At 70.1% G+C, this 12,736-nt stretch carries 13 protein-coding genes; 6 read left to right on the top strand and 7 right to left on the bottom strand.

The window, feature by feature from the left end:
* Positions 1-5 precede the first annotated feature (5 nt).
* The 4 genes from CLV30_RS09380 to CLV30_RS09395 all read right to left on the bottom strand — a co-directional run bounded on the left by CLV30_RS09380 (position 6) and on the right by CLV30_RS09395 (position 4,123).
* A complete protein-coding gene (locus CLV30_RS09380; RefSeq protein ID WP_106536931.1) occupies positions 6-1,157 on the bottom strand; it encodes a class I SAM-dependent methyltransferase in 1,152 nt (383 codons plus the stop codon).
* Positions 1,154-2,332 carry a class I SAM-dependent methyltransferase gene (locus CLV30_RS09385; RefSeq protein ID WP_106536932.1) on the bottom strand — a complete coding sequence of 393 codons (1,179 nt, stop codon included), beginning with the start codon at positions 2,330-2,332 and terminating at the stop codon, positions 1,154-1,156. Before CLV30_RS09385 ends, CLV30_RS09380 begins: the two co-directional genes overlap by 4 nt.
* Positions 2,329-3,567 (bottom strand): glycosyltransferase family 4 protein, encoded by a 1,239-nt coding sequence (locus tag CLV30_RS09390; RefSeq protein WP_205740805.1) that lies wholly within the window; start codon positions 3,565-3,567, stop codon positions 2,329-2,331. Before CLV30_RS09390 ends, CLV30_RS09385 begins: the two co-directional genes overlap by 4 nt.
* Positions 3,568-3,640: 73 nt before the next feature.
* A complete protein-coding gene (locus tag CLV30_RS09395; RefSeq protein WP_129710998.1) occupies positions 3,641-4,123 on the bottom strand; it encodes an LPXTG cell wall anchor domain-containing protein in 483 nt (160 codons plus the stop codon).
* 155 nt (positions 4,124-4,278) lie between these two features.
* Here CLV30_RS09395 and CLV30_RS09400 point away from each other — a divergent pair, with 155 nt between their 5' ends.
* The 3 genes from CLV30_RS09400 to CLV30_RS09410 are packed head-to-tail and all read left to right on the top strand — an operon-like array spanning position 4,279 to position 6,222.
* The gene (locus CLV30_RS09400; RefSeq protein WP_165358600.1) at positions 4,279-4,560 is read left to right on the top strand and encodes a PqqD family protein; all 282 of its coding nucleotides are present in this window, start codon (positions 4,279-4,281) and stop codon (positions 4,558-4,560) included.
* On the top strand, positions 4,557-5,369 hold the full coding sequence (locus tag CLV30_RS25955) for a hypothetical protein (protein ID WP_146154791.1): 813 nt from the start codon (positions 4,557-4,559) through the stop codon (positions 5,367-5,369). The genes CLV30_RS09400 and CLV30_RS25955 overlap by 4 nt, the downstream gene beginning before the upstream one ends.
* 10 nt (positions 5,370-5,379) lie before the next feature.
* Positions 5,380-6,222: a glycosyltransferase family 2 protein gene (locus tag CLV30_RS09410; protein WP_106536936.1), complete on the top strand. Its 843-nt coding sequence runs from the start codon at positions 5,380-5,382 to the stop codon at positions 6,220-6,222.
* Positions 6,223-6,245: 23 nt separating this feature from the next.
* On the opposite strand, the gene CLV30_RS09415 is transcribed toward CLV30_RS09410, so the two are convergent.
* The 3 genes from CLV30_RS09415 to CLV30_RS09425 all read right to left on the bottom strand — a co-directional run bounded on the left by CLV30_RS09415 (position 6,246) and on the right by CLV30_RS09425 (position 8,983).
* Complete coding sequence (locus CLV30_RS09415; RefSeq protein WP_106536937.1) at positions 6,246-6,794, bottom strand: PIN domain-containing protein; 549 nt, start codon at positions 6,792-6,794, stop codon at positions 6,246-6,248.
* A complete protein-coding gene (locus tag CLV30_RS09420) occupies positions 6,791-7,894 on the bottom strand; it encodes a helix-turn-helix domain-containing protein (RefSeq protein WP_106536938.1) in 1,104 nt (367 codons plus the stop codon). Before CLV30_RS09420 ends, CLV30_RS09415 begins: the two co-directional genes overlap by 4 nt.
* 102 nt (positions 7,895-7,996) lie before the next feature.
* Positions 7,997-8,983 (bottom strand): sugar-binding transcriptional regulator, encoded by a 987-nt coding sequence (locus CLV30_RS09425; RefSeq protein ID WP_106536939.1) that lies wholly within the window; start codon positions 8,981-8,983, stop codon positions 7,997-7,999.
* Between the two features lie 227 nt (positions 8,984-9,210).
* Here CLV30_RS09425 and CLV30_RS09430 point away from each other — a divergent pair, with 227 nt between their 5' ends.
* The 3 genes from CLV30_RS09430 to CLV30_RS09440 all read left to right on the top strand — a co-directional run bounded on the left by CLV30_RS09430 (position 9,211) and on the right by CLV30_RS09440 (position 12,736).
* Positions 9,211-10,275, top strand: coding sequence for an alcohol dehydrogenase catalytic domain-containing protein (locus CLV30_RS09430; RefSeq protein ID WP_106537034.1), 1,065 nt, complete (start codon positions 9,211-9,213; stop codon positions 10,273-10,275).
* A gap of 24 nt (positions 10,276-10,299) precedes the next feature.
* Complete coding sequence (locus CLV30_RS09435; RefSeq protein WP_106536940.1) at positions 10,300-11,739, top strand: ABC transporter substrate-binding protein; 1,440 nt, start codon at positions 10,300-10,302, stop codon at positions 11,737-11,739.
* A gap of 64 nt (positions 11,740-11,803) precedes the next feature.
* On the top strand, positions 11,804-12,736 hold the full coding sequence (locus CLV30_RS09440) for a carbohydrate ABC transporter permease (protein ID WP_420841995.1): 933 nt from the start codon (positions 11,804-11,806) through the stop codon (positions 12,734-12,736).

Below are 12,736 nucleotides of genomic sequence, written 5' to 3' on the forward strand. Positions count from 1 at the left end.
CGTCCTCACACCGCGACGACGTCCGCGTCGATGCCGAGCTCGCCGAGGTGCCGGGAGATCTCGGGCGCGTACGCGGGGTTGGTGATCAGGACCTCGGTGACGTCACGGCCGAGGTCGTCCGGTGCGGTGACGCGGTGCCCGGTCCCGGGCAGGTAGCGGCCCCACTTTCGGTCGTTCAGGTCGACGACGGCCAGTTCGGTGCCGTCGTCGACGGCGTTGAGGAAGCTCACGCCCTTCGAACCGGCTCCCCACAGGGCCGCGCGTGCGCCCTGGCCCATCGCCCGCGCGATGTGCTGGCGCCAACGGGACACCTGGGACTCGTGCCGCGCGGCGAATTCGTCCAGCAACGCCAGGTGCTCGGCCGGGTCCGGCGGCACGGCGCCCGGTGCGGCCTCGTGCGCGGCGGGCCTGGCCTCGACCCACAGGAACTGATCGGAGAACGCGCGGCCCGACGCGACCACGTCGAACCCGCACCGGTTCAGCAGCCACCGCAGCGACCCGGCGGAGAAGTACGACACGTGCGGGTAGATGAAGTCCCACATGCCGGCCGGTCCGAAGTCGAACTCGGCGGCGGGAACCTCGAAGTAGTGCACCGATCCCTCGGGTGCGGCGGCTCGAAGTGAGCGCAGCACCGACTCCGGGTCGTCGAGGTGCTCCAGGACGTGCCGGCACACCAGCAGGTCGTACGGTTCCACGTCCTGCCCGGGACGGTAGTAGTCACCGACCAGCGTCACGTTCGGGATCTCGCGGTCGGGCATCGTACTGGGGTCGTACCCGACGCCGTGTCCGCCGCAGAGCTTCGTGATCGACTCGAGGAAGTCGCCCTTGCCGGAGCCGATCTCGACGATCCGTGCCTCGCGCAGCGCGTAGGCGTCCACCAGCCGTGCGGCCAGGTCGTCGGCGTAGGCGCGGAACGTGGGCGAGAAGTGCAGCGAGTTGTCGTACTCGGCGTCGTAGTCGATCAGGCCCGGGTCGAAGGCGACGTTGACCGCGTGCGCGCAGTCCAGGCAGCCGTACAGGTCCAGCCGGCCCTGCGTCGCGGAGCGCGCCGAAGCCGGGTCGTCGAACATGACGCCGTTCAGCACGGGCGTGTTGCCGAGGTCGGCGACGGCCTTCAGCCGGTCGCCGCCGCACGCCGGGCATCGGCCGATGGTCACAGAGCCTCCAGGGTGGCGGACAGCCGTAGCGTGCCGAGATCGTGGCCGATCTCGGTCAGATAGGTCGGGTTCATGGCGACGACCAGGTCGGGGTCGATCGTGGGCAGCTCGTCCGGGGCGACGACCCGGTGACCGCTGCCGGCGAGGTACCGGCCCTGTTTGTGCGGGTTGATGTCGACGGCCGCGGCAACGTGCTCGGAGTCCTTGCCGAGAACCGCGAGGAACGCGACCGCCTTCGAGCTGGCCCCCCAGACGACGGTCGTTCCCCCGGACTCGGCCACCTTCCGGATACGGCCTCGCCAGTGCGCCCGCGCCTCGTCCATGCGTGCGGCGAACCGGCGGGTGGCGGCGAGGACGTCGTCACGGTCGGGCGGCATGTCCGGGCGCGGCGGGGTGCGTGCCGCCGGACGCGCCTCGACGACGAGGTACTGGTCGTCGTAGGTCGTGCGGACACCCACCGGGTCGAACCCGCAGTGCCGGAACAGCCGTTCGAGCGAGCCGGCCGAGAAGTACGAGCAGTGCTCGTAGTAGACGTCCCAGAAGGCGCCCTCACGCAGCACCCGTAGCGCGTCCGGGACCTCGAACAGCACCACCGAGTCGGTGCGCTCGCCGATGGCCGCCCGCACGGTTCCCAGCCAGGTGCCCACGTCGCCGATGTGTTCGAGGGTGTGCCGACAGACGACGCCGTCGGCGTCCAGCCGCGGGTAGTCCTCGGGGAACGTCCCGGTGATCCAGCTGGTCCGGTCGCGGACACCGGCCTCGACGCGGTCCGGGCGCAGCGCGGGGTCGATGCCGATGCCGTGACCGGCGCCCGCCCGGACCATGGTGGCGAGGAAGTCGCCCTTGCCGCAGCCGATCTCGACGACGGTGCCGCCGGCCAGCCCGTAGCGTTCGACCCACGTCGCGGACAGGTCGGTGATGTAGTCACGGAACAGCGCGGAGCAGGCCTGCGACTCCTCGTAATCGGTGCCGTACGTGGTCAGCGACGGCTCGAACGCCGTGTTGGTGACGAAGCCGCAGTCCAGGCAGACGGCAAGGCGTACGTCGCCGGTGGGGAACGCGCGCGCCGATACCGGGTCGTCGAGCATCAGGCAGCTGTTCGCCGGGACGTGCTCGACGGTGTGGAAATCCTCGAGCGCGAACCCGTCGCACGCGGGGCACGAGAACACGTTCATGACGCGACACCTCGCACTGGAGCGGGTGCGGCCGTCAGCTCGTCGTACACGCCGACGTAGCCGCGCGCCTGGTCGGCCCAGGCGAAGTCGGTCTCGATCCGGTCCCGCCCGGCCGCGCCCATGGTCTTGCGCCGCACCGGATCGTCCAGCAGTTCCGCGAACGCTTCCGCCATCGCGACCGGCTCGCCGTCGGGCACGTACACCGCGGCGGGCCCGGCGCAGCGCATCGTCTCGCGCAGGTCGGTGGCGACGACGGCGACCTCGTGCGCCATGTACTCGAGGGTCTTGTTCATGGTGGAGCGGTGGTTGAACTCGCACGGCGGGTCCGGCGTGACGCCGATGTCGGCGGTCGACAGCCAGCGGCCCAGCTCGTCCTGATCGATGCGGCCGGTGAACGTCACCCGGTGGTCGATGCCGAGGCGGGTGGCCTGCCGTCGCAGGTCGTCGAGGCTGTCGCCGTAGCCGAGCAGGGCGAACCGGCAGTCGTCGCGGCCGAGCACGTGCACGTAGTGGGCGATGGCGTCGAGCAGCCGATCCACCCCGTCCTGCGGGCCCATGATGCCGACGTAGCAGGCCAGGTACGTGCGGCCGGCGCGCAGCTCGGGATGTTCCCGGCCGCGGATCATCGCCGCCGGGTCCGGTGTGCTCATGACCACGGTGCAGCGCGCTGCCGGGACCCGGCCGCGCCGCAACGCGACCTCTCGGTACGACGGGTTCGGGCTGACGACGCGGTCGGCGACCGCGTACGTGGCGCGTTCCAGCCACCGCAGCACGCGGTACAGCGGGCCGCGGCGGCCGAACCTGGCCTCGTACACCTCGGGGCACAGGTCGTGCTGGTCGTACACGAACCGCTTGCCGCGAGCCTTCCACGCGAGGCCGAGCAGCCAGTACGTGTCCGGTGGGTTGCACGCCTGCAGCACGTCGAACCCCTCGGCGCGCGCGACCCGCACCGACAACCTGGCGGTGCGCAGCCAGCACACGACGAACTCGACCAGGTAGCTCAGCGGCCCGGACGTCGACGGCGGCGGCGGGTACGAGCGGACGACGACGCCGTCGAGCTCGTGCCGGTCCGGCTCGTCCGGGTGCTCCTTCGGGCAGACGACGGTGACGCCGTAGCCGGCGTCGAGCAGCGCCCGGCACTCGGAACGCACGCGCCGGTCGATGCGGACCGGGATGTTCTGCACGACGACGAGCACGCGTGGTGATCCGCGCGCCGCGGCGGCGGATGTCGACACGCCGAAGACCTTCATATGCCCCCCAGGCCCCGATGACGTTCACAGTTGCCCGCCGCTTGGCGGGCGGCGTGCGTCACATGCCCGATCCGTCCTGCTCGGGCTGCTCGCGTGCCGAACGCGCTGCGCCGTAGAGCACGGCACCTCCCGCAGCCAGCGCGCCGCCGAGCGCCAGCGTGCGGGTGACGTCACCGACGCCCGTGTCCGGCAGCTCGCCCGCGGTCGTCTCCCGGTCCGGCGAGTCCGGCTTCCAGGGCTCGTCGTGATCGGGCGGCTTCACGGCCGTCGGCTCACTGTCGGGCTCACCGGGTCTGTCGGGTCTGCCGGGCTTGTCCGGCCGGGGGTGGTCCTGCTCAGGAGGCTCCGGCTCGTGCGTGGGCTCGTGATCCTCCGGCGGCTCGGTCGGCTCCGGCGGTTCCGGGGGTTCCGGCGGCTCGGGTGGTTCGCCGCTGGGCGAGGCGGCGGTCGCCGGGGTCAACGCGATCGTCGTGACCGTCGGTACGGCCCACGCTGCGCCGCCGAGTGCGGCCCCCCTGGCAAGCATCGCCCGTCGGCTCATGTCTGTGGAACGGTTCTGCTGCATAAAGCAACGCCCCAACATCTCGGCCATTCGCACGCCCCCCGTGCGAATGGCGAGATAATAGCGGGAAATGCCCGATCTGTCTCTCCTGAATTCGCCGTACCGCGCGAATCGTCGCTCGTTACCATGACCGGGTGATCAGAGCCAGCTCCGTGCCAGTGGCCGCGACGTCCGTGCGGGAACTCGAGATCGACGGCGAGATCACGCTCTTCCACGAGCCGACGCAGACCGCGTTGGTGCTGAACACGACGGCCAGCGACGTCTGGCGCCTGATCGACGGGCACCGTTCGGCCGCGGACATCGCCGCGCTGCTCGCCAGCTCCTACGGGGCCGATCCCGAGGTCGTGCGCACCGATGTCGAGTCCGCGCTCGACACGTTGTCCGGGCACGATCTCGTCGCGACGGCGCCGGGGTGAGCGGACGGCTCGTCGTCGAGGTCGCCGGCGTGTCGATCGAGGTCGTCGGCGCCGACACCACGGCGCTGCGCTCGGTCCTCGGTGACGTGCTCACCCCCGACGACGCGCCCGCCGAGCGAGTCGTCGACCTCGGTGACGCCGGTCCGTCCGGTGTCGAGACGGTGCTGGCGGCCGTCGCGCGGGCCGCGGTCGAGCCCGCGCGGGGCCTGCTGCTGCACGCGGGAGCGGTCGTCCGGGACGGGCGCGCGGTGCTCTTCCCCGGTGCGTCCGGGCAGGGCAAGAGCACGCTGACGGCGGCCTGTCTGCAGCAGGGCTTCGACTACCTGAGCGACGAGCTCGTCGCCGTCGACCTGGACACCGGCACCGTGACCGGCTGGCCCCGTCCGCTGATGCTGACGCCGTGGTCGGCGGCGACGCTCGGGCTCGACGGGGCCGACGGGGCGGAGGGGGTCGCGGCCGTGGGGGCCGGGAAGACGGCGGTCGCGGCCGCGGCACTCGGCGCGGCGCCGGTGCGTTCGTCCGTCGAGGTGGCGCACGTCGTGCTGGCCCGCCGCGACGGTGGGGCGGCGCCGCCGGTACCGGTCGCCGCCGGTGACGTGCTGCGCGAGGTGCTGGCGGCGTCCTTCAACCACTACGTCCACGGCGCCCGGGCGTGGCAGGCGGCGGCACGGCTGGCGGGGTCGGCGCACGGCTGGCTGCTGGGCGTCGGGGACGTCGCCACCGCGGCCGACGCCGTCGCGGCGCTGCTGGACGGCTCTGGCGCCGCGGCGTGGCCGGAGGGGTCTGGCGCCGGAGGGCCACCGGCCTGATACTTGCTCGGTGACCAGCATCGTCGTGCCTGCCCACAACGAAGAACGCGTCCTGGGCCGGCTGCTGACCGCTCTGTTCGCCGACGCGCGGCCGGGTGAGCTGGACGTCGTCGTGGTGGCCAACGGCTGCACCGACGCGACGGCCCAGGTGGCTGCCGGGTTCACCGGCGTGCGCGTGCTCGAGACTCCGGTGCCCTCGAAGAGCGCGGCGCTGCGTCTCGGTGACGAGGCCGCGACCTCGTTTCCGCGGCTGTACGTCGACGCGGACGTGGTGCTCGGCGCCGCCGACGTCCGAGCGCTGAGCGAGGCGGTCACTCGCCCGGGTGTGCTGGCCGCGGGGCCGGTCCGGGTGCTGCCGATGGGCGGGGCCGAGATGCGGGTGCGCTGGTACTACGACGTGTGGCAGCGGCTGCCCGCCGTCCGCGACGAACTGTTCGGCCGCGGTGTGGTGGCCGTCGGCGAAGCGGGACACGCGCGGCTGGGTGGCTGGCGCGACGTGATGTCCGACGACCTGATGGTGACGGTGGCGTTCGGCGCTGACGAGCGGCTGGTCGCGCCCGGCGCGCGGGTGGTGGTCCACCCGCCGCGGACGTACGCCGACCTGATGCGCCGCCGGGTGCGGGCAATGACCGGCAACGCGGAACTCGCACTGGGTGCGCCGGTTGCGCCGGGTGCGCGGCCGGCGCCCCGGACCGGACTGTCCGACCTGGCCCGGCTCGCCGCACGGCGTCCTGCATCGACGCCGAAGGTCGCTCTGTTCGCCGCGACGGCAGCGCTGGCGCGGCTACGGGCGCGGCGGGCGGTCCGCGAAGGGGATCGCACATGGCTGCGTGACGAGAGCAGCCGCACCTGATCTGGCACCATGTGGTGCCGGGCTCATGTGAGCCCCTGTTCCTCAGCCCAACGCGCGAACCCTCCTGGCCCGAACGGGAGTCGGTACTTGTCCTTCATGAGATCGTCGGCAATCGCCGAGACCAGCGGAACAGTCAGCAGATCCTTCCTGATCGCCTCGCACAACAACCCGAGCGTGCGTCGTATCGTGACGCCGCGTTTGGTCGCGACCTGTACAGCCACGCGGTCGTCGACCACGGCTACTGCGTCCGCCATCGTCTCGGCCAGTGCGAGAACGCCGCACTCTCCGATGTTGCGTCGGCCGGGTCCAACCAGCCGCTGTTCGTAGTAGGCGAACGCGGCCAGTTGCTCTGGGCTGTCCAACGCAACGACGTCGATCCATTCCGCTTCGATGACGGCCTTCAGATGCACGTGCTGAGTGCACCCGTTGGTCAACTCAGCCGCCACGACATCGGGGACGAGCACCTGCACATCGCCAAGGATCGCTTTGAGTACGCCGAGCCATTGGCTTCGGGCGAAGTGGCTCAATGGACCGGTGTCGAGCACATAGGCACTCTGGTGGTCCACGGTCATGAGGTGATGGCCCAGATCTCGGCTCCCGGGTCTGGGATCGCAGGAAGATCGGGAAGGCCGTCCTGGTCGAACGTCCCGAGAAGGAGCCCGAGCGCACGATCGCTCGTCACGGTTTCACGCCGGTACAGGCGGAGGACGGCTTGTTCGTACACCCGAGGGAGTGACACCGGTTCCAGCTCGTGCGGGACCACGAGGTTCTTCTCCACGATGTCTGCCTTCTTCGTCCGTGCACGTCGAACATCGTCTGCCTCTTGTGCGTCCACCAGGCCTGTCTCGGCGAGGCGGCGAGCAAGGGTGGCCATGTCCACCCGATAATGACTTCCGGCGCGAATCGCTGTGTCTCGCAATGAATCGTCCGCGATAGCGGCCCACTGCGCCCACCGATTCCGTAGATCCGCTTCCGGCAGGAGAACGGCGCGCGCGAAGCGATCGAGGCGCGCCTCGAGCGCTTCGGAGTCGGCTGCGTCGACCCGCCAATCGGTGGTGTAGGGGTCGGCGATCAGATAGTGCCCCAGTTCGTGCGCGAGTGCGAGGCGCCGACGCCCGACATGCAGGTCGCCATTGACGACGCTGACGCCGCCCTCGTCGAGTAGTACGGTTCCGGCGTCCGCTCCGGTGGTGAGGTGGATCGCGAAAGGCAGTAGACCGATCGTTGTCACGAGCTGGGACAGGTTGTGAGCTGGCTCGTCGGGGGACAGTCCAAGGAGACCGCGTGTCGTCATCGCGAGTGCGTCCGCCTCAGCCAGCGTTGCAGGTGGCCGTGCCTCTTCCGGTGGGTTCGAGATCAACCCGGACGTCTGGTCAACGACGAACTCGACATCGCGGACGATTCGATCCAGCTCAGTGTCGATCTGCTGCGTGGCTGCGCGATCCTTCGACTGGCGATACGAGATGATCGGCTGCGGACCGGGGTCGACGAACCACTCGACACGACGGCCCAGTTCCCGGGCGATCGCGACAAGCTCCACTGCGGTGACGCGCCGCGTATCGGTCTCGATCTTCGCAAGCGCACTGCGATCGAGACTCACCGTAGCTGCCAGCTGCGACTGAGTCAGTCCAGACTCAGTGCGCGCCTCCGTCACGCGCTCACCGATCGTCATGTGTGCGATTCTAGAACAGTGCTGGATGGATCCGAAAGAGATCTCGACAGGCAGGCACCATCGGCTGCGATCAGCCATGCTGGGCGGCATGAGGCGGCCCGATCAGCCGGGAACGGTGTCCTCGACCGACGGGGTGGCCGTGACCAGCAGCTCGGCGGTGGCGGGGTCGGTGACCAGCCGATTGAAGTACCCGGCCCGGGCCGCCGTGGCGATGCCCTCGACCTTCTCCTGCCCGGCGGCGACCGCGACGACCACTGGCGTCTCGCGCAGCACGTCCAGCCCGGCGGCCACCAGCCGGTCGCTGCCGGGGAACGCGACCGGGGCGCCGTCGCGGTCGTAGAAACGTGAGCAGACGTCGCCGACGGCCTCGCGCACGTCGGCCGTGTCGGTCGGCACGAACGCCGGCAGCGAGGTGCGGGTGGCCGGGGGAGCGCCGATGCCGACGACGGCGCACTTGGCGGTGTGCCACAGGTCGACGATGCGGCGGAACGACGGCTCGTCCTGCAGGCTCGCGAACAGGTCGGGGCTCGGTAACGCTGGTGCGTACAGGAACACCGGGCGACCGCCGACCTCGGCGGCCACGGTTCTGGTGATCTCGTTCGTCTGGTACCAGGCCTCGGGATCGTCCTGTCCGCCGACGGTGGGCGCCACCAGCACGCCCGGCAGCGACGGCAGCTCGAACTGCGCGGCCTCGTAGACCGAGCGCCCGGAGGAGACCAGCAGCACGTCGCCGGGTGACCAGTCGACCGAGTCGAGCGCGGTGGACAACGGCGGCGCCAGCGAGGCTCCGAGGTGCCCGGCGGCGGTGGACGACGACAGGTACACCGCGTCGATGCCGAGCGCGCGGGCGGTGTCGGCGGCGAGGTCGTTCTCGGAGGTGTGCTCGGGCGGGACGACCTCGATGCGCACGATCCCGCGACGACGCGACTCGGACAGCAGCCGGCTGACCGTCGCGCGGCTGGTGCCGAGCTGTTTGGCCACGTCGGCCTGGTTGGCGTCCTCGAGGTAGTAGAGCCGGGCCGCGGCGTACATCAGGTCGACGGAGAACCGCGTCGCCGGTTCATCGGAGTTCGAGTCTGATCTGTTCATGAGTCCAGGCTGCGAGTCGACGGCGCCGAGGACCGGCGCTGAACAAACACTCTACCCAAAAATTCAGTGAACAGAAGTTCTGGACAGAATTTCCGAGCCGGTCTAGTGTGGCCCGCGTTACAGCGACGTGAGATCGCCTCCGCGATCCGGACGTGGCCGAGGAGGTCACCGTGACGAACCCCGCTACCGCACCGCCCGCCGCCACGGCGGGACAGTTGCCCGAGACGATGCAGGCAGTCGTCTGCCACGGACCGCGGGACTACCGCCTCGAGGAGGTTCCGGTCCCGTCCGTCCCCGACGGTGGAGCGCTGGTCCGGGTCGAGGCCGTGGGCATCTGCGCGAGCGACCTGAAGTGCTACCACGGCGCCGCCAAGTTCTGGGGCGACGACAACCGTCCGGCCTGGGCCGAGACCGAGGTCGTCCCCGGCCACGAGTTCACCGGTGTCGTGGTCGAGCTCGACGACGAGGCCCGCGCCCGGTGGGGTGTCGAGGTCGGCGACCGGGTGGTCTCCGAGCAGATCGTCCCGTGCTGGGAGTGCCGCTACTGCCAGCGCGGCGAGTACTGGATGTGCGCGCCGCACGGCATGTACGGGTTCAAGCGCCGGACCCCCGGTGCGATGGCCCCGTACATGACATTCCCGCCCGAAGCCCTGGTGCACAAGGTCAGCAGCGACCTGCCGCCGGCCCACGCGGCGTTCGCCGAGCCGCTGTCGTGCGCGCTGCACGCCGTCGAACGGGCGAACATCCGCTTCGGGGACGTGGTCGTCGTGGCCGGGTGCGGGCCCATCGGGCTCGGCATGATCGCCGGCGCGAGCGCTCGGTCACCGCAGCACGTCGTGGCACTGGACCTCGAACCGGGCAAGCTCGAGCTCGCGGCGAAGTGCGGCGCCGACGTCACGGTGAACATCGGCACCGACGACGCCGAGGCCGTGGTGCGCAGTCTCACCGAGGGTTACGGTGCGGACGTCTACCTCGAGGGCACCGGCCACCCGTCTGCCGTCGCGCAGGGCCTCGGCCTGCTGCGCAAGCTGGGCACCTACGTCGAGTACAGCGTCTTCAAGGACGACGTGACCGTCGACTGGAGCATCATCAGCGACGACAAGGAACTCGACGTCCTCGGTGCGCACCTCGGCCCCGGCTGCTGGCCGGCCGCGATCCGGATGATCGAGTCCGGCGGGCTGCCGATGGACGAGATCTGCACCCACCAGCTTCCCCTCGACCGGTTCCAGGACGGGCTCGACCTGGTCGCGTCGGGCACCGAGTCCATCAAGGTCTCGTTGCTGCCCCGCTGATCACTTCACGACGAGGAGGACGCCATGCCCCGATACCGCCCACAGGGCGCCGCCCGGCCGGGCGCGCCGGACCTGAGCCGGCGACGGTTCCTGCAGGCCGCGGGCCTGACCGGGCTGTCCGTCGGAGTGCCGTCGGCGCTGTCGTCGTGCGCCATCGCACCCGCCGTCGAGGCCGAGAACGGCGCGAGCGCCGTCACCGGCTCGTTCGACTGGCGCGCGGCCGAAGGAACGACGCTGCGGCTGTTGCAGACCCCGCACCCGTACCAGAAGAGCTTCCAGCCGCTGCTCGCCGAGTTCACCGAGCTTACCGGCATCGAGCTCGAGGTCGACCTGGTGCCGGAGGCGGACTACTACACCAAGCTCAACATCGAGCTGGCCGGCGCCACCGGAGCACACGACGTGTTCATGCTGGGCGCGTACTTCATCTGGCAGTACGGCCCGCCCGGCTGGCTGGAGGATCTCGGCCCGTGGATCGAGAACTCGGCGGCCACCAACGCCGAGTACGACTTCGAGGACATCTTCCAGGGCCTGCGCGACGCGACGAAGTGGGACTTCCAGCTCGGCTCGCCCATCGGTCAGGGCGGTCAGTGGGCACTGCCGTGGGGGTTCGAGAACAACGTCGTCGCCTACAACAAGGCGTACTTCGACCGCCGCGGCATCAAGCCGGCGGACGACTTCGAGAACTTCATCCAGCTCGCCGTCGACCTCACCGACCGATCCGAGAACCGCTACGGGGTGGCGTTCCGCGGCTCGAAGTCGTGGGCGACCATCCACCCCGGCTTCATGACCCAGTACAGCCGTGAAGGAGCGGTCGACTACGAACTCGTCGACGGCGAGCTGCAGGCGCGGATGAACAGCCCCGAGGCCGTCGACTTCGTCCGCAAGTGGGTCGATCTCGCACACCGGGCGGGCCCGGTCGGCTGGACCACGTACACCTACCCGGACTGCACCAACGACCTCGGCGACGGCACCGCCATGATGGTCTACGACGCCGACAGCGCGACCTACCCGAAGAACCAGCCCGGCGCGAGCGCGGAAGCGGGCAACCTCGGGTGGCACCCGGGCCCGGCCGGTCCCGACGGAAACTACGACACCAACCTGTGGACCTGGTGCCTGGCCATGAACTCGGTCAGCAGCAACAAGCTGGCCGCCTGGCTGTTCATGCAGTGGGCCACCGGCAAGGAGGCAATGACCTCGGCCGTGCAGCAGGGCGCGTTCGCCGACCCGGTGCGGCAGTCGGTGTTCGACGGCGCGTTCAAGCAGACCCTCGGCGGGTTCCCCGGGTACCTCGAGTCGTTCGAGACCGTCATCGACAGTTCGACGATCCAGTTCACGCCGCAGTCGAAGTTCTTCGACACCACCGAGGACTGGGCGGTGGCCGTGCAGGACATCTTCGGGGGCGCGGACGCCCAGGAGCGGCTCGACAGCCTGGCCCGCACGAACACGTCCAAGGTCAATCTCTGAAGGACCGTCCGCCCTGCGAAGGGACCGTACCGTGACGCACACGCTTCCGGACAACAGTCCGCCCATCGAGTCGAGATCCGCCGACCCCGAGGGCCCGCGCACCCGTGCGACCAAACCGGTGCCGCAGTGGCGCCGTGGGGCGCGGCCGTACCTGCTGGCGCTGCCGGCCCTGCTGCTGACCGTCGGCATCCTGTACCCGTTCGGCGTCGGCGCCTTCTACTCGGTGCTGAACTACGGCGCCGCCAACCCGACCCCGGACTTCGTCGGCCTCGACAACTTCTCCAGCATCCTCGGCGACCAGCAGTTCTGGACCAGCGTCCGGGTCACCATGATGTTCGCGCTGCTCGCCACCGGCGTGGAGACCGTGCTCGGAGTCGGTATCGCGCTGCTGCTGAACCGCGCGAGCCTGGTCGGCCGGATCTTCGAGAAGGTCCTGATCATGCCGCTGATGATCGCTCCGGTCATCGCGGGCGTGATCTGGAGCCTGATGTACAACTCCCAGTTCGGGGTGCTGAACTACGTCCTCGGCCTGGGCAACTCCGTCGACTGGCTCAGCGCCGACAACGCGCTGTGGTCGGTGATCCTGGTCGACATCTGGATCTTCACACCGTTCGTCGCCATCCTCGTGCTGGCCGGTCTGCGGTCGCTGCCGAAGGAACCGTTCGAGGCGTCCGACGTCGACGGTGCCGGCTGGTGGTTCCGGCTGCGCACCCTGCAGCTGCCGATGCTGTGGCCGTACATCCTGGTCGCGGTGATCTTCCGGTTCATGGACAACCTGAAGATCTTCGACCACGTCTACGTGCTTACCGCAGGCGGGCCCGGGCTGGCGACACGCACGCTGCAGATCGGCGCGTACGAGGACTCGATCATCAACCTCGACTACTCGCGCGGCAGCGCCTACATGTTCGTGCTCTGGGTGATCGTCTTCATCACCGCACGTTTCCTCGTCAGCGCGCTCGGCAAGGCACAACGCCGCGCCGCGGGATCGGAGGGCTGA

Origin of the sequence: Haloactinopolyspora alba (assembly GCF_003014555.1) — a bacterium.
Lineage (GTDB): Bacteria > Actinomycetota > Actinomycetes > Jiangellales > Jiangellaceae > Haloactinopolyspora > Haloactinopolyspora alba.